Annotated in this window: 17 protein-coding genes; 10 read left to right on the top strand and 7 right to left on the bottom strand. The window is 67.0% G+C overall.

What is annotated here, in order from left to right; translation table 11 throughout:
* Window positions 1-13: 13 nt before the first annotated feature.
* The 5 genes from AC1Q5S_RS15970 to tsaD all read right to left on the bottom strand — a co-directional run bounded on the left by AC1Q5S_RS15970 (window position 14) and on the right by tsaD (window position 6053).
* Complete coding sequence (locus AC1Q5S_RS15970; RefSeq protein WP_303836608.1) at window positions 14-1219, bottom strand: ABC transporter permease; 1206 nt, start codon at window positions 1217-1219, stop codon at window positions 14-16.
* A complete protein-coding gene (locus AC1Q5S_RS15965) occupies window positions 1219-2013 on the bottom strand; it encodes an ABC transporter ATP-binding protein (RefSeq protein WP_422204806.1) in 795 nt (264 codons plus the stop codon). The genes AC1Q5S_RS15970 and AC1Q5S_RS15965 overlap by 1 nt, the downstream gene beginning before the upstream one ends.
* Entirely contained in the window at window positions 2010-3356 is a 1347-nt protein-coding gene (locus AC1Q5S_RS15960; RefSeq protein ID WP_303836604.1) for an efflux RND transporter periplasmic adaptor subunit, read from the bottom strand. The genes AC1Q5S_RS15965 and AC1Q5S_RS15960 overlap by 4 nt, the downstream gene beginning before the upstream one ends.
* A gap of 70 nt (window positions 3357-3426) precedes the next feature.
* Window positions 3427-4803 (bottom strand): efflux transporter outer membrane subunit, encoded by a 1377-nt coding sequence (locus AC1Q5S_RS15955; protein ID WP_303836623.1) that lies wholly within the window; start codon window positions 4801-4803, stop codon window positions 3427-3429.
* A gap of 206 nt (window positions 4804-5009) precedes the next feature.
* Entirely contained in the window at window positions 5010-6053 is a 1044-nt protein-coding gene (tsaD, locus tag AC1Q5S_RS15950) for a tRNA (adenosine(37)-N6)-threonylcarbamoyltransferase complex transferase subunit TsaD (protein WP_303836603.1), read from the bottom strand.
* 123 nt (window positions 6054-6176) lie between these two features.
* Here tsaD and AC1Q5S_RS15945 point away from each other — a divergent pair, with 123 nt between their 5' ends.
* On the top strand, window positions 6177-6803 hold the full coding sequence (locus AC1Q5S_RS15945) for an ANTAR domain-containing response regulator (protein WP_422204803.1): 627 nt from the start codon (window positions 6177-6179) through the stop codon (window positions 6801-6803).
* 76 nt (window positions 6804-6879) lie between these two features.
* On the opposite strand, the gene AC1Q5S_RS15940 is transcribed toward AC1Q5S_RS15945, so the two are convergent.
* Window positions 6880-7665: a MetQ/NlpA family ABC transporter substrate-binding protein gene (locus tag AC1Q5S_RS15940; RefSeq protein WP_303836600.1), complete on the bottom strand. Its 786-nt coding sequence runs from the start codon at window positions 7663-7665 to the stop codon at window positions 6880-6882.
* Between the two features lie 518 nt (window positions 7666-8183).
* Window positions 8184-8690, bottom strand: coding sequence for a MarR family winged helix-turn-helix transcriptional regulator (locus AC1Q5S_RS15935; protein WP_348682405.1), 507 nt, complete (start codon window positions 8688-8690; stop codon window positions 8184-8186).
* 131 nt (window positions 8691-8821) lie between these two features.
* Between AC1Q5S_RS15935 and badH the strand changes: the two genes are divergently transcribed.
* The 9 genes from badH (at window position 8822) to AC1Q5S_RS15890 (ending at window position 17245) form a co-directional block, all read left to right on the top strand.
* On the top strand, window positions 8822-9589 hold the full coding sequence (gene badH / locus AC1Q5S_RS15930; protein WP_422205826.1) for a 2-hydroxycyclohexanecarboxyl-CoA dehydrogenase: 768 nt from the start codon (window positions 8822-8824) through the stop codon (window positions 9587-9589).
* Window positions 9590-9628: 39 nt separating this feature from the next.
* A complete protein-coding gene (badI, locus tag AC1Q5S_RS15925; RefSeq protein ID WP_348682403.1) occupies window positions 9629-10411 on the top strand; it encodes a 2-ketocyclohexanecarboxyl-CoA hydrolase in 783 nt (260 codons plus the stop codon).
* A 17-nt stretch (window positions 10412-10428) separates the two neighbouring features.
* A complete protein-coding gene (gene aliB, locus AC1Q5S_RS15920; RefSeq protein ID WP_422205828.1) occupies window positions 10429-11586 on the top strand; it encodes a cyclohexanecarboxyl-CoA dehydrogenase in 1158 nt (385 codons plus the stop codon).
* 31 nt (window positions 11587-11617) lie between these two features.
* Window positions 11618-13258: a cyclohexanecarboxylate-CoA ligase gene (gene aliA, locus AC1Q5S_RS15915; protein WP_348682401.1), complete on the top strand. Its 1641-nt coding sequence runs from the start codon at window positions 11618-11620 to the stop codon at window positions 13256-13258.
* A 22-nt stretch (window positions 13259-13280) separates the two neighbouring features.
* Window positions 13281-14060, top strand: a complete 780-nt coding sequence (locus tag AC1Q5S_RS15910; RefSeq protein ID WP_348682400.1) for an enoyl-CoA hydratase — start codon at window positions 13281-13283, stop codon at window positions 14058-14060.
* Between the two features lie 139 nt (window positions 14061-14199).
* Window positions 14200-14514 carry a hypothetical protein gene (locus AC1Q5S_RS15905; protein ID WP_348682399.1) on the top strand — a complete coding sequence of 105 codons (315 nt, stop codon included), beginning with the start codon at window positions 14200-14202 and terminating at the stop codon, window positions 14512-14514.
* 106 nt (window positions 14515-14620) lie between these two features.
* Window positions 14621-15817, top strand: coding sequence for an ABC transporter substrate-binding protein (locus AC1Q5S_RS15900; RefSeq protein ID WP_422205831.1), 1197 nt, complete (start codon window positions 14621-14623; stop codon window positions 15815-15817).
* A gap of 97 nt (window positions 15818-15914) precedes the next feature.
* On the top strand, window positions 15915-16346 hold the full coding sequence (locus tag AC1Q5S_RS15895; RefSeq protein WP_348682753.1) for an SDR family oxidoreductase: 432 nt from the start codon (window positions 15915-15917) through the stop codon (window positions 16344-16346).
* 8 nt (window positions 16347-16354) lie between these two features.
* Window positions 16355-17245, top strand: coding sequence for an FAS1-like dehydratase domain-containing protein (locus tag AC1Q5S_RS15890; RefSeq protein ID WP_348682752.1), 891 nt, complete (start codon window positions 16355-16357; stop codon window positions 17243-17245).
* Window positions 17246-17269: the final 24 nt, after the last annotated feature.

The following is a 17269-nucleotide window of genomic DNA, read 5'->3' as shown; positions in this document are numbered from 1 at the left end:
GCTGCGCCGCGCATCACTCATGCCGCAGTGCATCGATCGGGTCCATGCGCGCCGCGCGGCGTGCGGGGAAGTAGCCGAACACCACCCCGATCCCGGCCGAGAACACGAACGACAGCAGGTTGACGCCGGGGTTGAAGATATAGGGCACATCCATCAGGGCCGACAGGCCCACCGAGGCCCCCGTGGCCAGCACGATGCCGATCAGCCCGCCCAGGGCGGCCAGCACCACGGCCTCGATCAGGAACTGCAGCAGCACCTCGCGCTCCAGGGCGCCAATGGCCAGGCGCAGGCCGATCTCGCGCGTGCGCTCGGTCACGCTGACCAGCATGATGTTCATGATGCCGATGCCGCCCACCAGCAGGCTCACCGCTGCCACGGCGCCCAGCAGCATGGTCAGCACCTTGGTGGTACCCGAGAGCGTGTCGGCCAGCTGCTTGGTGTCGAGCACGTTGAAGTTGTCCTCGTCGGTATCCGACAGCTTGCGCAGCTCGCGCAACAGCTGCGTGAGGCTGGCCTTCACGCGCCCGGGGTCGCTGCCGTCCTGCATCGACACCAGCAGCGTGTTGACGCGCGTGTTGCCGGTCACGCGGCGCTGCAGCGTGCGCAGCGGCACCAGCACGGTGTCGTCCTGGTCGTTGCCGAAGGCGCCCTGCCCCTTGGAGGCCAGCACGCCCACCACCTCGCACGAAAACGCCTTCACCCGCAGCTGCTCGCCCACGGCATCGCGTGTGCCATACAGCTCGCGGCGCACGGTTTCGCCAATCAGGCACACGGCGGCACCGGCGCGCAGCTCGGCGTCCGAGAAAACACGCCCGGTGCGCAGGTCCCAGTTGCCGGTTTCAAGCCAGGCATTGGTGCTGCCGATGATGCTGGTGGTCCAGTTGCGCCCGCCAGCCACCACGGTGGCGCTGGTGCGTGCCTCGGGTGCCACGGCCAGGATGCCGCCAATCTGCTGGGCAATCACATCGGCATCGGTGTCCTTGAACGCGGGCGCCCCGGAGCCGCCGCCCGGGCCCATGCGCTGGCCGGGGCGCACCTGCAGCAGGTTGGTGCCCAGGCCCGAGATCTGGTTTTGCACCGCCATGGTGGCGCCATTGCCCAGCGTGACCATGGTGATGACGGCGCTGACGCCGATCACGATGCCCAGGATCGTGAGGAACGAGCGCATCAGGTTGCGTCGGATCGAGCGCAGCGCCAGAAGAAGGGTGTTCAAGAGCATCAGGCCACCTCCGCCTGCGGCGCGGCAGGCACGGGGGCGCGCAGGCCCACGGGGTGCGGGTTGGGCGCATCGCTGTCCACCCTGCCATCGACGAAGCGCACGATGCGCCGGGCGTAGGCAGCCATGTCGGGCTCGTGGGTGACCATCAGCACGGTGATGCCCTGCTCGGCGTTGAGCCGCCACAGCAGTTCCATGATTTCCTGGCTGCGCTGGGTGTCGAGGTTGCCGGTGGGCTCGTCGGCCAGCAGCACGGCCGGCTCGGTGACGATGGCGCGCGCAATGGCCACGCGCTGCTGCTGCCCGCCCGACAGCTCGGACGGCGTGTGGTGCTCCCAGCCCTTGAGGCCCACGGCATCGAGCGCGCGGGCCGCAGCGGCGTGGCGGGCCGTGGCCGATTCGCCCCGGTACAGCAGGGGCAGCTCGACGTTTTCCTGTGCCGAGGTGCGCGCCAGCAGGTTGAAGCCCTGGAACACAAAGCCGAAATACTGCCGGCGCAGGCGGGCGCGCTCGTCGCGCGAGAGCGATTCCACATGCACGCCTTTGAACAGGTATTCGCCAGCGGTGGGCCGGTCCAGACAGCCCAGGGTGTTCATGGCGGTGGATTTGCCGGAGCCGCTGGGGCCCATGATGGCCACGAAATCGCCCTGGGTGATGTCGAGGTCCACCCCTTTCAGTGCCTGGAAGGCCAGCGCGCCCTCGCCATACACCTTGGTCACGCCGCGCAGGCGGATCAGCGGCGGCGCATTGCCGGGCATCCGGCCGCCCTCACCCGGGGCGTTTGCGGTCTCGCTCATTTCGTGGCCCCGGTGGCGCGCTGGTCGGTGATGACGGCCATGCCCTCGGCCAGGCCTTCGCCGCTGACCTCGGTGCGGCGGCCATCGCTGATGCCCACCTGCACCGTCACGGCATGCGCGGCACCATCCTGGAGCACCCACACCTGGCGGGTACGGCCCGCGCCGTCGGCCGCATCGCCACCGGCGCCCGCCCGGCGCGTGCCTGAGCGCGGCATGCGCGGCATCAGCTGCGACATGATGCCGCCACCCGACGACGCCGGCTGCGCCGCCGCCCCTGCCGCAACGGCGGGCGTGAAGCGCAGCGCCGTGTTGGGCACCAGCAGCACATCGTTGCGCTCGGTGGAGGTGATGGTGGCTGCGGCCGTCATGCCGGGGCGCAGGCTCAGGTCGGCGTTGTCCACCTCCAGCCAGGTGATGTAGGTGACCACGTTGTCGGTCTTGGTGGAGCCGAACGACACCCGCGTGACCTTGGCCGGATAACGGCGCGACGGGTAGGCGCTGACCGTGAAGCTGGCCTTCTGGTCGAGCTTCACCGAGCCCACGTCGGCCTCGTCCACGCTGACATCGAGCCGCAGCCGCGTGAGGTCTTCGGCCAGCGTGAACAGCGTGACGGCCTGCAGCGAGGCGGCGACGGCGTTGCCGGGCTCGACCGAACGGGTCAGCACCACGCCGTCGATGGGCGAGCGGATCGAGGCCTTGGACAGGTTGGTGGTGTCGGTGGACAGCGCCGCCCGGGCGTCGTCCACCGAGGCACGGGCGCTGGCCTCGTCGGCGCGGGCCCGGTCGAGCGTGGCCCGGCCGCTGTCCAGCTCGGCGGCCGAGGGCACCTTGCCGCCCGACAGGCGCGCTACCTCCTGCAGCCGCGCAAAGCCGGCCTGCGCCTCTTTGGTGGTGGCCTGCGCCTGCGCCAGCCGCGCCTGTGCCGCCGCCAAAGAGGCGCGCGAACGCAGCACCTGCGCATCGAGCTTGGCGGTGTCGAGTTCGACCAGCACCTGGCCCTTCTTGACCTTGTCGTTCACATCCACCCGCACGTTTCTGACGGTGCCCGACAGCTCGCTGCCAATGGTCACCGCCCGCGTCGGCTGCAACGTGCCGTTGGCCGACACGTTGAGCGTGAGATTGCCCCGGACCACCTCTTCGGTCACATACATCGGGGCTGCGCTGGCGCGCTGGTGGCTCCGCCAGTAATAAAGGCCGCCCCCCGCGGCCACCAGCACCGCCACCCCCAGCCACAGGGAGGAGCGTTGCCACCAGCGGCGCGGCTTGCCTCCGCCGAGCAGCGCCTGCAGATCGGCGGCAGTGGAGGGGCTGGCGGGGGATGCGTTGTTTTCAGGAGAGGTCATGGCCATCGAATTCGGTGTTTTTTGGAGGTATCTGGTGGTGGTGCAACAGGGGTTTGCAGGCGCGAGGGGGCTACTGCCAGCCACCGCCCAGCGCCTTGTACAACCGCACATGGTCGGCCGCCACGCTGACCACGGTGGCGGCCACGCTGTCCTGGGTGGACAGCAGCGTGCGCTGGGTCTCCAGCACCGACTGGAAGTCGATCAGGCCGCTGCTGTAGCGCTGGCGGGCCAGCAAGTCCGCATTGCCCGCGGCGTCGGCGGCCGCCTGCAGGCGCACCAGGCGCTCGCGGTCCCCTTGCAGGGCTGCCAGGGCGTCTTCCACATCCTTGAGCGCCGTGAGCACCGAGGCCTCATAGGCCACGCGGGCCTGCGCCAGCGCCGCCTCCTGCACACGCACCTGCGCCCGCGCCGCGCCGCCGTCGAACACGGGCACCGACACACTGGCCAGCAAGGCGCTGACCACGGAGCTGCCATGGCTGAGGGCGCCCAAGGCGAGGGCGCGCAGGCCCAGATTGCCAGAGATGCTGAAGTCGGGGTAGCGCGCGGCATCGGCTTGCGACACCCGGGCCAGCGCGGCGGCAATGCGCTGCTCGGCGGCGCGCACGTCGGGCCGCTGGCGCAGGGTTTCGGCAGGAATGGCCAGCGCCAGGTCTTGCGCGGGCTGGGGCACGGCGGCGGGCCCTGCCAGCAGCGCATCGAGCGCCAGCGGAGCCTGTCCGGTCAGCACGGCCAGGCTGTGGCGCGACTGCGCCAGGCTCGATGCGAGCGCGGGAATCTGCGCGGCCGTCTGCTCGGCCGCCGCACGGGCCTGCTCGGCCACCAGCGAGGTGGTCAGCCCGGCCTGCAGGCGCCACTGGGTGATCTGCAGCGTCTCCTGCTGGCTCGCCAGGTTGCTGCGCGCTATGGCCAGCCGCTGCTGCAGACCCCGCAGCTCGACGTAGTTCACGGCGGTTTCGGCGGCCAGCGACACCTGCACGTCGGCCAGGCTGGCCTCGGCGGCCCGGGCATCGGCCTGGCTGGCGTTCACGCCGCTGCGCAGGCGGCCAAACACATCGGGCTCCCAGCTGGCGTCAAACCCTGCCTGGAAACTGTTGCCCGTGCTGTTCGACGCCCGGCTGCGCTGCGCCGAGGCCGAAGCCCCCACGCTGGGCAGCAGGCCGGCGGCCTGCACATCCACCTGGGCGCGCGCCTGCTGCAAGGCGGCTTGCGCGCTGCGCACGCTGGTGTTGGCCTGCAAGGCCTGCGTGACCAGCTGCGTGAGCTGCGGGTCGTTGAACCGCTGCCACCATTGCGCCAGGGAGGTGGCGGGCATGTCCGCGGCAGTGGGCGCAGACCAAGCGGGGGGTACCGGGGTCTGCGGCAGCCGGCTGGCGGGTGGCGCCAGGCTGGCACAGCCGGCCAGCAGGGCCACCGCCGAGGTCAACCACCAGGGTGAAACAGCGCCCATCCGGCGAAAAAGGGTGGGCTGCGCGGGGCGCGCCGCGGTGGCAACAGAAGGTTCATTCATGGCGAAGGGGCAGCGTGCATGGCATGCCCCATTGTGTGGTGCAGTCATGTCCTGCCCGCTGCAGCAAAGTGAAGCCCCGGTAAAGCTGCCGCACACTGCACCGGGGAAAAACCTTGCGCAGCGGCGCTGTTCAACGCCCCGGCAATTCAGCCCCCCAGGGCGTCCAGCGGCCAGCGGGGCTTGACGTCGAACGCATAGGCGCGGTTGGCCATCTGCTGGCCCGCCTGCAGCCGCATGGCAGCCGCCATGGCGATCATGGCGCCGTTGTCGGTGCACAGATGCAGCTCGGGGTAGTGCACGCGCACCTTGCCCTGCGCGCAGGCCGCATTGAGCTGGGCGCGCAAATGCCGGTTGGCGCCCACGCCACCCGCCACCACCACACGCTTCAAGCCCGTCTGCTTCAAGGCCGTGAGCGTTTTTTTCACCAGCACTTCCACAATCGCCGCCTCGGTGCTGGCCGCCAGGTCGGGCTTGCGCGCCTCCAGCGCATCGCCCAGCTTCTTGGCCTGGGTGAGCACGGCGGTCTTGAGCCCGGCAAAAGAAAAATCAAGGTTGCCGCTGTGCAGCAAGGGGCGCGGCAGCTTGAAGGCCGCCGGGTCGCCCTGCTCGGCCAGGCGCGACAGCGCGGGCCCGCCGGGGTAGCCCAGGCCCATGAGCTTGGCCGACTTGTCAAACGCCTCGCCCGCCGCATCGTCGATGGTTTCGCCCAGCAGTTCGTAGCGGCCCACGCCGTCCACCCGCATGAGTTGCGTGTGGCCGCCCGACACCAACAGGGCCACGAAGGGAAACTCCGGCGGATCGGCACTCAAAAAGGGCGACAGCAAATGCCCTTCGAGGTGGTGCACGCCCAGCACGGGCTTGTCGAGTGCGGCGCCCAGCGCGCAGGCCACGCCAGCGCCCACCAGCAGTGCGCCGGCCAGGCCCGGCCCGCGGGTGTAGGCCACCACATCCACGTCGGCCAGGCGCTGGCCCGCTTCAGCCATGACGGCCTCGGTCAGCGGCAGCACGCGGCGGATATGGTCGCGGCTGGCCAGTTCGGGCACCACGCCGCCATAGGCCTGGTGCATCTCGATCTGGCTGTGCAAGGCATGCGCCAGCAAGGTGGGCACGGCCACCCCGCCGGTGGAGCGGACCAGCGCCACGCCGGTCTCATCGCACGAAGATTCAATACCCAGGATCAGCAAGCTCATGCCCCGAGTGTAAAACCCGGCACCCGGCCAGCCTGGTCCACCGCCAACTCGCAGCCAGCCCACCCCAGCGTGCACCATCCCGGCGCACCAATATGTGGCATAAATATTGCATGTTTCTGCGGCATGACCGACGCCCTGCGCATTGTGGTGGTGGCCCCCGACCTGGCCCTTGCCGAACCCGACGACGAACACGCCGCCACCCAGGTCGAACGCTCGCGGGCGCTGCGCATTGGCCTGCTGGAAAACAATTTCAACCTCATTGCCACGCTGCCGGCCGATGTGTTCCTGGGCGAGCGGCTGGCCCAGCTGCAGCCCGACCTGATCATCGTGGACGCAGAAAGCGAGGCTCGCGACGCCCTCGAACATGTGGTGATGGCCACCCGCGACGCACGCCGCCCCATCGTCATGTTCACCAACGACGAGGACACCACGCATGTGAAAGACGCCGTGGCCGCCGGTGTGTCGGCCTACATCGTGGCCGGGCTGGCGCCCCAGCGCATCCGCCCCATCCTGGATGTGGCCATGGCGCGCTTTGCACACGAGCAGGCACTGCGCACCGAACTGGCCGACGCCAGAACCGAGCTGCAGGACCGCAAGACCATCGACCGCGCCAAGGGCGTGCTGATGCAGCGCCAGGGCCTCACCGAACAGGCGGCCTACGAAAAGCTGCGCAAAACCGCCATGGACAAGGGCTTGAAACTGGGCGAAGTGGCCAGGCGGATGCTCGACATGGTCGATTTGCTGGGCTGAGGCGCCGACCGTCCAGAAAAAAAGCGCCGCCCGAAGGCAGCGCTTTGCAGGTTGCGCAGCGATCGCGCAGGCGCGCTCAGAACGCCGGGACCACGGCACCCTTGTACTTGTCCTGGATGAACTTCTTCACCTCGGCGCTGTGCAGGGCCTTGATCAGCTTGGCGATGCTGGCATCGTTGGCACGGTCGGCGCGGGCGGCCACGATGTTGGTGTAGGGCGAGTCGGCACCTTCGATGAACAAGGCGTCCTTGGTGGGGTTGAGCTTGGCTTCGATCGCGTAGTTGGTGTTGATCAGGGCCAGGTCCACGTCGGCCAGTGCACGGGGCAGCAGCGGCGCTTCGAGTTCCTTGAACTTCAGCTTCTTGGGGTTCTTGACCACATCGAGCGGCGTGGGCGTGAGGCTCTTGGGGTCCTTCAGCCCGATCAGCCCCTGCTTGGCCAGCAGGATCAGGGCGCGACCGCCATTGGACGGATCGTTGGGAATGGCCACCGTGGCGCCGTCCTTGAGGTCCTTCAGGTTCTTGATCTTGCTGGAATAGGCGCCGAAGGGCTCCACATGCACCTTGCCGCCCGGCACTTGCACCAGGCTGGTCTTGCGGTCCTTGTTGAAGCTGTCCAGGTAGGGCTGGTGCTGGAAGAAGTTGGCATCGAGCTGCTTGTCCTCCACGGCCATGTTGGGCTGCACATAGTCGCTGAACTCCTTGACCTGCAGATCCACACCCTGGGCCTTGAGCTGGGGTTTCACGAAATTCAGGATCTCGGCGTGCGGCACGGCCGTGGCGGCCACTTTCAGTACGTCGGCGGCATGGGCGCTGACGGCCAGGGCGGCGAGGGCCAGTGCGGACAGGGTCTTCTTCAACATGAGGGGGGCTCTTTCAACGGATGAATACACGGCAGGGCCCCAAAAATACGGGATAACCCTGAACTGGACAGCAAGTGTAAACAGCCATGCCACCGGAAGTCGGTTCTTTAGCTATTTCTTGATATAAAAATGAGGTTTTATATACAAGGCAATCCGCTCGCATCTCGTTTGCGCCGGAGATGCTTGACGCAATGCCGGGGCGTCCAATAGCCCGATTTCGCCCCAACCCTGCGGGCAAGTGCCTTGCCGGGCGGTCTGCGGCGTTGCGGCGCTTGCCAATAGCACGGGCTATTGGCTGCGCACCGCGCCTTGCACCCCATTCCGGCAAGGCACTTGCGCGGCCATGAAAAGATCGTGAACACGTTCCGAGACCAACAAGCCCCAGGTGATGCCAGCTGCCACTCGACCGATGAAGGTGCGGGCCAGGCGGGCTGCATCAAGGTGAGCGAGGCCCCAGCCTGCGCGAAGACAGGCCTGCCGCTGCCGCCATCGGGGGCGAACTGGCGGCCTGACGCTTCTCAAACGGGCTCCTCTCCCTCTGCCGCACCCTGCGCGGCATCGATGCGCTGCATGTTGTCCAACAGCTTCAGCAGATAGTGCAGCGCATGCACTTGGTCGCTGACCGAAAAACCCTCCAGCGCCTGCGCGTAGTAGGCCTCGATCTTGACCTGGGCTGCATGCTCCCAAGTGTGGCGCCCTGCCTGCGTCATCGCAACCAGGCGTGAACGCCGGTCACGCCCGTCAGGGGCGCTACTCACATGGCCCTCGCGCTCCATGCGACTGATCAGGCCGGCCAGGTTCTGCCGGCTCATCATCAGATAGCGCGCCAGCGCCCCGATGCTCATGCCCGCGGGCTCGCGCGACAGCGCACCCAGCACCGCCCACTGCTGCGTTGTCAACCCCTCGGATTCGACTGCACGAGAGCCAGTTTTATGCAACATATTTGCACATTGATAGAGTCTGAAGAAAAGCCTGTTGGCCAGTTCAGATTTCGCATAATCTCTTTTACGTCTAGGGTTTTCCATTATTTTCCTCTTGGTTTCCGGTCTTGTTTTCAGGAAATATCAGGCCTACTATATGCAACATATTTACTTAAATGCCTGTCGCAATCCCTAACACGGCAAGCATAGCAACCCCTGACCAGGAGAGAAAGCACATGCAAGGACTCAAGAATCAGACCGTCATCGTGACCGGCGGCGGCGGTGGCATCGGCAGCGCCACCTGCCGGCGTTTTGCAGCGGAAGGGGCCAAGGTGGCCGTGTTTGACATGAACCTCGCCGCCGCTGAAAAAGTGGCCTCCGACATCCGCGCGGCAGGCGGCCAGGCGGCCGCCTTTGCCTGCGACATCACTCAGCGCGACCAGGTGGACGCCGCCGTGGCCGCCACCGAGTCCCAACTCGGCCCTATCGGCGTGCTGGTCAACAACGCCGGATGGGACGTGTTCAAGCCGTTCGTCAAGACGGTTCCGGCGGAGTGGGACAGGCTCATCGCCATCAACCTCACGGGCGCGCTGCACATGCACCACGCGGTGCTGCCAGGCATGGTCGAGCGCAAGGCCGGCCGCATCGTCAATGTGGCCTCCGACGCCGCGCGGGGCGGCTCTTCGGGCGAGGCCGTCTATGCCGCCTGCAAGGGCGGCCTGGTGGCGCTGTCCAAGACCCTGGCGCGCGAGCATGCCCGCCAGGGCATCACCGTCAACGTGGTGTGCCCCGGTCCCACCGATACCGCCCTGCTGGCAGGCGTGGCCGAAGGCGCGCGCGACCCCGCCAAGCTGATCGAGGCGTTCAAGAGCGCCATCCCCATGGGCCGCCTGGGACAGCCCGAAGACCTGGCTAACGCCATTGTGTTCTTTGGCAGCGCAGACGCGGCCTTCATCACTGGCCAGGTCATCAGCGTCTCCGGCGGTCTGACCATGCACGGCTGACCCCGCGCCGGTCCCATCCATTTTTCCAAGGAGCACATCATGCAATTCGAAGACATCCTGTACGAAGTGAAGAACGGCGTGGCCTGGATCACGATCAACCGGCCCGAGAAGATGAACGCCTTCCGCGGCACCACCTGCGACGAGATCATCAAGGCCTTGAACAAGGCCGGCTATGACAAGAGCGTGGGCGCCATCGTGCTGGCCGGCGCCGGCGACCGGGCGTTTTGCACCGGCGGCGACCAGTCGGCGCACGACGGCAACTACGACGGGCGCGGCACCATCGGCCTGCCCATGGAGGAGCTGCACACCGCCATCCGCGACGTGCCCAAGCCCGTGATCGCGCGCGTGCAGGGCTTTGCCATCGGCGGCGGCAATGTGCTGTGCACCATCTGCGACCTGACCATCTGCTCCGACAAGGCCGTCTTCGGCCAGGTGGGTCCCAAGATGGGCTCGGTGGATCCGGGCTACGGCACGGCCTTCCTGGCCCGCGTGGTGGGCGAGAAGAAGGCGCGCGAGATCTGGTACCTGAACAAGCGCTACTCGGGCCAGGAGGCCGTGGCCATGGGCCTGGCCAACATCTGCGTGCCGCACGAGCAGCTCGACGCCACCGTGCAGGAATGGGCCGAGACCATCTGTGAGCGCAGCCCCACGGCCATCGCCATCGCCAAGCGCAGCTTCAACATGGACACGGCACACCAGGCCGGCATTGCGGGCCTGGGAATGTACGCACTCAAGCTGTTCTACGACACCGAGGAATCGCGCGAGGGTGTGAACGCGCTCAAGGACAAGCGCAAGCCCGAGTTCCGAAAGTACGCCAAGTAACAACGGAAGACATGGCGATGAACCCGAACCCGTACATCAACGAAGACCTGCAGGCGCTCGCCGAGACGGTGCGCCGCTTCGCGCAGGAAAAGGTCGCCCCCGGCTTCCAGGAGCGTGACCGCACCCGCGTGCTGGACCGCGCGTTGCTGCGCGAGATGGGCGAGCTCGGCTTCATCGTGCCCGAACTGCCCGAGCAGTTTGGCGGTCTGGGCATGGGCTGCCTGGCGGCCGGCGTGATCCACGAAGAGATCGCGCGCGCTGACCTGAGCTTCTCGTACCTGAACCTGCTGGCTTCGCTGAACGCGCAGATCCTGTCCAAGTACGGCCAGCCCGAAGTGGTCAAGCCCTGGCTGCAAAAGCTCATCCAGGGGCAGGCCATCTGCGCCATCGCGCTGACCGAGCCACGCGGCGGCTCGGACGCGGCCAACCTGCGTCTGCGCATCGAGCGCGTGGGCGACGAATACCTCATCAACGGCGAGAAGACCTCCATCTCGGCGGCCGATCAGGCCGACATCGCCGTGGTCTTCGGCCGCACCGGAACGCCCGAATCCGGCGCGCATGGCGTCACGGCCCTGCTGGTGCCGATGGACATGCCCGGCATCACCACCAACCGCTTCGACTGCCACGGCCAGCGCGCCATTGGCCGCGGCTCCATCTTCTTCGAGAACGTGCGCGTGCCCGTCAGCCACCGTCTGGGCGACGAGAACAAGGGCTTCGTGCAGGTGATGCACGGCTTTGATTTTTCGCGCTCGCTCATCGGCCTGCAATGCCTGGCCGTGGCGCGCGTGGCACTGGAAGAGGCCTGGCGCTACATCACCGAGCGCCAGGCGTTTGGCCAGCCCCTGTCGGCCTTCCAGGGCGTGACGCATCCGCTGGCGCAATACGACACCGAGGTCGAAGGCGCGCGCCTGTTGTGCCTGCAGGGCCTTTGGCTCAAGGACCAGGGCCTGCCGCACACCGCCGAGGCCGGCATGGCCAAGTGGTGGGGCCCGAAACTGGCCTACGACGTGATCCACCAGTGCCTGCTGTGCTTTGGCCACGGCGGCTACGACCGTGGCCTGATGGAACAGCGCCTGCGCGATGTGCTGGGCTTCCAGATCGGCGACGGCACGGCCCAGATCATGAAAACCATCATCGCCCGGACGCGGGCGGGACGCAAGAACGTACCCGCCTGAAGCTGCCCACACAAAATCAAGGAGACAAACCATGCAATTCGACGCCGTACTGCTGCCCCCGCGCCGCGAGCGCATGATCACCCGGGGCCTCTGGCACGACCGCACCATCAACGATGACCTGGACGCCTGCGCCGCCACCTGCCCCGACAAGCTTGCGCTGACGGCGTTGCGCGTGGAAACGGGAGAATTCCGGCGCTTCACCTACGGCGAGCTGGCACGCATGACCGACCGCATCGCCGTAGGCCTCACGCGGCTGGGCGTGGGCAAGAACGACATCGTGGCCTGCCAACTGCCCAACTGGTGGCAGTTCACGCTGACCTACCTGGCCTGCTCCCGCATCGGCGCGGTGATGAACCCGCTGATGCACATCTTCCGCGAGCGCGAGCTGTCGTTCATGCTGAAGCACGGCGAAGCCAAGGTCATGATCGCACCCAAGACCTTCCGCGGCTTCGATTTCGAAAAGATGGTCACCGACCTGCGACCCAGCCTGCCGCACCTGCAGCACCTGGTGGCGGTGGACGGCACCGGCGCCAACAGCTTCGAAGCGCTGCTGAGCGGCCCGGAATGGGAAAAAGCGCCCGACGCGCAGGACATCCTGACGCGCCACCGCCCGGGCCCGGACGACATCACGCAGCTCATCTACACCTCGGGCACCACTGGCGAGCCCAAAGGCGTGATGCACTCGGCCAACACGGTGATGGCCAACATCATCCCCTACGCCCAGCGCCTGCACCTGGACGCCGAGGACATCATCCTCATGGCCTCGCCCATGGCGCACCAGACCGGCTTCATGTACGGGCTGATCATGCCCGTCATGCTCAAGGCCAGCGTGGTGCTGCAGGACATCTGGGAGCCCAGGAAGGCGATCGAACTGATCCAGAAGAAAGGCGTGACCTTCACCATGGCCTCCACCCCGTTCCTCACCGACCTGGCCAAGACCGTCACCGAGACGGGCCAGGGCGTGTCCACGCTGCGCACCTTCCTGTGCGCCGGCGCGCCCATCCCCGGTCCGCTGGTGGAGCAGGCCCGCGTCGCGCTGGGAGCCAAGATCGTGTCCGCCTGGGGCATGACGGAGAACGGCGCCGTCACGTTGACCCAGCTCGACGACGAGGACGAGCGCTCCTTCTCCACCGACGGCTGCCCGCTGCCCGGCGTGGAGGTCAAGGTGGTCGATGTCGATGGCAATGACCTGCCCGTGGGCGAGACCGGCCGGCTGATGCTGCGCTCGTGCTCCAACTTCGGCGGATATCTGCACCGCGCGCACCTCAACGGGACCGATGCCGAAGACTGGTTCGACACCGGCGACCTGGCACGCATAGACGCGCGAGGCTACATCCGCATCACCGGCCGCAGCAAGGACGTGATCATCCGCGGCGGCGAGAACATCCCGGTGGTGGAGATCGAGTCGCTGCTCTACCGCCACCCCGCCGTGGCCATGGCTGCCATCGTGGCCTACCCCGACGAGCGCCTGGGCGAGCGCGCCTGCGCCGTGGTGGTGCCCAAGCCGGGCCAGACCTTCGACCTGCCCACCATGGTGGAGTACCTCAAAGACCAGAAGGTGGCCCTGCAGTACATCCCCGAGCGGCTGGAAGTCACCGACACCATGCCGTCCACGCCGTCCGGAAAGATCCAGAAGTTCAAGCTGCGCGAGCTGATGCGCGCCCAGGGCTGATCCGCCCCACCGGAGACACCGCATGACGGACGACCACCCCATCCGCGTGGAAACGCACGGCCGCACAGGCCTGATCACCCTGCACCGGCCCCAGCAGCTCAACGCCCTGAACGACACACTGATGGACGAACTGGGCGCGGCCCTCCTGGCCTTCGATGCCGACCCCGGCATCGGCGCCATCGTCATCACGGGCAGCGACAAGGCCTTTGCCGCCGGGGCGGACATCGAGGCCATGGCCGACTGGACGTACATGGACGTCACCCAGGGCAACTTCATCACGCGCAACTGGGAAACCATCCGCGCCGTCCGCAAACCCGTGATCGCCGCCGTGGCGGGCTACGCCATGGGCGGCGGCTGCGAGCTGGCGCTGGCCTGCGACATCGTCGTGGCGGCCGAGTCGGCGCGCTTTGCCCTGCCCGAGATCAAGCTCGCCATGCTGCCCGGCGCCGGCGGCACGCAACGCCTGCCGCGCGCCATCGGCAAGGCCAAGGCCATGGACATGTGCCTGTCGGCGCGCATGCTCGACGCCCAGGAGGCCGACCGCTACGGCCTGGTTTCGCGCGTCGTTCCCGACGCAGAACTCCTGGAGCGCAGCCTGGCGCTGGCGGCGCAGATCGCGTCGTTCTCGCTGCCCGCGCTGGCGGCCATCAAGGAATCGGTGAACCGTGCCTGGGAAAGCCCGCTGACCGAGGGCATCTTGTTCGAGCGCCGCGCGCTGTACGGCCGCTTCGCGAGCAGCGATGCGCATGAGGGCATGCACGCCTTCCTGGATAAGCGCAAGCCGGACTTCCAGCACCGCTGAGGTGCCCCGATAGTTTGCCAAGCGCTTTCTCCATCCAGGCCAATGAATTTAAACACTATAAGCTATTAAAAACATAGCAACAAACGGGTAGCCGGTGGCCACAACGTGGATCCGAGCACCCGCACCAGGAGACAAGAACATGTTGACGATCAATCTTTTCAACCGATTGGTGTACGGCGCCCTGCTCATCGTGATGCGCTCGGGACTGGCGCTGATCTATGGCCTGCGGCGCGTGGTCGATTACAAGGACAGCGACGACGGCAGCAAGATGCTGGCGCTGCGCGGCACCCATGCCTTCTCCAAGCGCACGGCCGCCTACGCCACGGTGGGCGCCCTGCGCAACGACGGCAGCGCGCGCTTCTCGCCCTCGGTGGGCGTGAGCAACACCGCGCTGGCGCCCGTCGCGGGCCAGAACCAGACCGGCCTGATGGTCGGACTGCGCCACGCCTTCTAAGCCCGTGCCTCGGGGCGGCGCTGCGCAGACACGTGCTCCGCCTCGTTTTCCAAGGAAGTGACGGCACTCCCCCCCACCAACCCACCAACCCAAGAAGGAGACAAGTATGCCCCTGCATTCCCGCCATCTCGCCATCGCGCTCGGCCTGGCTGGCCTGATGAGCCTGCCCGCCCAGGCACAGGACAAGATTCGCATCGGCTTTCTGACCGACATGTCCAGCGCCTACGCCGACCTGGACGGCAAGAACGGCGCCATGGCCATCCAGATGGCCATCGACGACTTCGGCGGCAAGGTCAACGGCCTGCCCATCGAACTCCTCAGCGCCGACCACCAGAACAAGGCCGACATCGCCGCCTCCAAGGCGCGTGAGTGGATGGACACCCAGAACATCAGCATGCTCGTGGGTGGCACCAACTCGGCCGCCGCCCTGGCCATGGCCAAGCTCGCGCAGGAAAAGAAGCGCGTGTTCATCGCCAACGGCCCCGGAACCTCGGCGCTGACCAACGAGCAGTGCTCGCCCTACACCATCCACTACGCCTGGGACACCACGGCCTTGGCCAAGGGCACGGCGGGCGCCCTGCTCAAGCAGGGCTACAAGAACTGGTTCTTTCTTGCCGCCGACTACGCTTTCGGCGAAGCCCTGCAGCGCGACGCGACGAGCGTGATCAAGGCCCACAACGGCCAGGTCATAGGTGGCGTCAAGCACCCGCTGGGTGCCGCGGATTTCTCGTCCTTCCTGGTGCAGGCGCAGAGCTCCAAGGCGCAGATCCTGGGCATCGCCAACGGTGGCAGCGACATGATCAACGCACTCAAGGCCTCGCGCGAGTTCAGCATCGGCAAGAGCATGAAGGTCGCCAGCCTGATGCTGTTCCTGGTGGACGTGCACAGCATGGGCCTGAAGAACGCCGAGGGCCTGCTGTTCACCACCAGCTGGGACTGGAGCCTGGACGATGAGAGCCGCCAGTTCGGCCGCCGCTTCTTCGAGAAGGCCAAGCGCATGCCCACCGACATCCAGGCGGCCAACTACTCGGCCACCATGCAATGGCTCAAGGCAGTGCAGGCCCTCAAGACCACGGATGCCGACAAGGTCATGGATTGGTTCAAGAAGACCCCGCTCAAGGACTTCTACGCCCAGGGCCATGTGCGCCCCGATGGCCGCTATGTGCACAACATGTACCTCATGCAGGTCAAGGCGCCCGCCGAATCGACCATGCCCTGGGACTATGTGAAGCGGATCGCCACCATGCCGGGCGAAGAGGTCTTCACCACCAAGGCGGAGTCGCGCTGCGCGCTGTGGAAGTAACTCCCGCGCCTGCGCGGCGGGTGGTGGCAGCAGTGGCGCCGTTGGGCGCTCCATGTGCCGCACCGCCGCCAGGTGGTGGCCATCTTGTACCAACACCATGAACCCCAACAACAAGACCGCCCTTGTGACGGGCTCCACCAGCGGCATCGGCCTGGGTATCGCCAAGGCCCTGGCCCAACAGGGCGCCAACCTGGTGATGAACGGCTTTGGCGACGTGCAGGCCGCCATGCAGGAAGTGGCGGCACTGGGCGGCCGGGTTGAACACCATCCGGCCGATCTGACCAGGCCCTCGGATATCGCCGATCTGATGCGCTTCGCCAGCGACCGGTTCGGGGGCGTGGACAGGGCACAGGCGATGGGCGTTGACGAGCAGGAGGCCACCCGCCTGTGCCTGGGTGAAAAGGAGCCGTCCATGCAGTTCACGACGACGCAGGACATCGGGCAACTGGCCCTGTTCTTCTGCTCTCCCGCTGCGGCCAATGTGCGTGGCGTGACCTGGGCCATGGACGGCGGCTGGACCGCGCAGTAAGGGGCGCCATGCTGGACATCTCGCTCAAGGGCACAGACCTCACGCCATTCAGCGCCCGGGTGGAATGCGACCGTCTGCGCTTGTTCGCCCAGGTGACCGGGGAGGAAAACCCGTTGTTCCGGGACGAGGCCGTGGCACAGGCCCGTGGCTACCCTTCGCTGCCGCTGCCGCCCACCTTCCTGTTCTGCCTGGAAATGGCAGGCCCCCGGCCGATGGAGGTGTACGAGCGCCTTCAGGTCAACTATGCGCATGTGTTGCACGGGGAACAGCACTTCGTCTACCACCGCCTGGCTTTTGCGGGGGAAACGCTGCACTTCAAGCCGCGCATTGCCGATCTCTATGAAAAAAAAGACGGCACCCTGGGCTTCATGGTCTGGGAGACCCGTGTCGAGGCCAGCGATGGCACACCCGTGGCCGATCTGCGCAGCGTGATGATCGTCCGCCCGCCGCAGCCCGAAAGCGGGCACCCCGCCCCACGCGCCACCGCTCCCGCTGCGGAGGACGGCCTGCCCCGCGTGGCGGCGGGCCCCATCACCCGACACCAGCTGGGTCTGTATGCCGGTGCATCGGGGGACTACAACCCGCTGCACATCGACATGGACTATGCCCGCCAGGCCGGCATGCCCGATGTCTTCGCGCACGGCATGCTGTCGGCCGCATACCTGGCGCGTGTGCTCACCCGCTGGGCGGAGCCTGCGGCGCTGCGGCGCTTCAGCGTACGTTTTGAAGCCATCACCCACATCGGTGACGAGGTGCATTGCCAGGCCCGCGCAACCGGCCACTGCATCGAGCACGGTGAACCCTGCCTGACTCTGGCATTGACCGCACGCAACCAGGCGGGCGAGACCAAACTCACCGGCACCGCGGTGGTCGCCGCCGCAGCGCTGAGCGCCCCCTGATTTTCAGCTTGCCCTGCCCAGTAC

It is taken from the genome of Acidovorax sp. GW835-FHT14B10 (assembly GCF_058793725.1).
Note: the sequence above shows the minus strand (reverse complement) of the source record. Positions and strands in the feature narration are given on the sequence as shown.

What these genes read in the sequence shown, in the direction of transcription:
- AC1Q5S_RS15970 (WP_303836608.1), bottom strand. Translation starts at nt 1,219, where the DNA reads ATGCTCTTGAACACCCTTCTTCTGGCGCTGCGCTCGATCCGACGCAAC.
- AC1Q5S_RS15965 (WP_422204806.1), bottom strand. Translation starts at nt 2,013, where the DNA reads ATGAGCGAGACCGCAAACGCCCCGGGTGAGGGCGGCCGGATGCCCGGC.
- AC1Q5S_RS15960 (WP_303836604.1), bottom strand. Translation starts at nt 3,356, where the DNA reads ATGACCTCTCCTGAAAACAACGCATCCCCCGCCAGCCCCTCCACTGCC.
- AC1Q5S_RS15955 (WP_303836623.1), bottom strand. Translation starts at nt 4,803, where the DNA reads ATGGGCGCTGTTTCACCCTGGTGGTTGACCTCGGCGGTGGCCCTGCTG.
- tsaD (WP_303836603.1), bottom strand. Translation starts at nt 6,053, where the DNA reads ATGAGCTTGCTGATCCTGGGTATTGAATCTTCGTGCGATGAGACCGGC.
- AC1Q5S_RS15945 (WP_422204803.1), top strand. Translation starts at nt 6,177, where the DNA reads ATGACCGACGCCCTGCGCATTGTGGTGGTGGCCCCCGACCTGGCCCTT.
- AC1Q5S_RS15940 (WP_303836600.1), bottom strand. Translation starts at nt 7,665, where the DNA reads ATGTTGAAGAAGACCCTGTCCGCACTGGCCCTCGCCGCCCTGGCCGTC.
- AC1Q5S_RS15935 (WP_348682405.1), bottom strand. Translation starts at nt 8,690, where the DNA reads ATGGAAAACCCTAGACGTAAAAGAGATTATGCGAAATCTGAACTGGCC.
- badH (WP_422205826.1), top strand. Translation starts at nt 8,822, where the DNA reads ATGCAAGGACTCAAGAATCAGACCGTCATCGTGACCGGCGGCGGCGGT.
- badI (WP_348682403.1), top strand. Translation starts at nt 9,629, where the DNA reads ATGCAATTCGAAGACATCCTGTACGAAGTGAAGAACGGCGTGGCCTGG.
- aliB (WP_422205828.1), top strand. Translation starts at nt 10,429, where the DNA reads ATGAACCCGAACCCGTACATCAACGAAGACCTGCAGGCGCTCGCCGAG.
- aliA (WP_348682401.1), top strand. Translation starts at nt 11,618, where the DNA reads ATGCAATTCGACGCCGTACTGCTGCCCCCGCGCCGCGAGCGCATGATC.
- AC1Q5S_RS15910 (WP_348682400.1), top strand. Translation starts at nt 13,281, where the DNA reads ATGACGGACGACCACCCCATCCGCGTGGAAACGCACGGCCGCACAGGC.
- AC1Q5S_RS15905 (WP_348682399.1), top strand. Translation starts at nt 14,200, where the DNA reads ATGTTGACGATCAATCTTTTCAACCGATTGGTGTACGGCGCCCTGCTC.
- AC1Q5S_RS15900 (WP_422205831.1), top strand. Translation starts at nt 14,621, where the DNA reads ATGCCCCTGCATTCCCGCCATCTCGCCATCGCGCTCGGCCTGGCTGGC.
- AC1Q5S_RS15895 (WP_348682753.1), top strand. Translation starts at nt 15,915, where the DNA reads ATGAACCCCAACAACAAGACCGCCCTTGTGACGGGCTCCACCAGCGGC.
- AC1Q5S_RS15890 (WP_348682752.1), top strand. Translation starts at nt 16,355, where the DNA reads ATGCTGGACATCTCGCTCAAGGGCACAGACCTCACGCCATTCAGCGCC.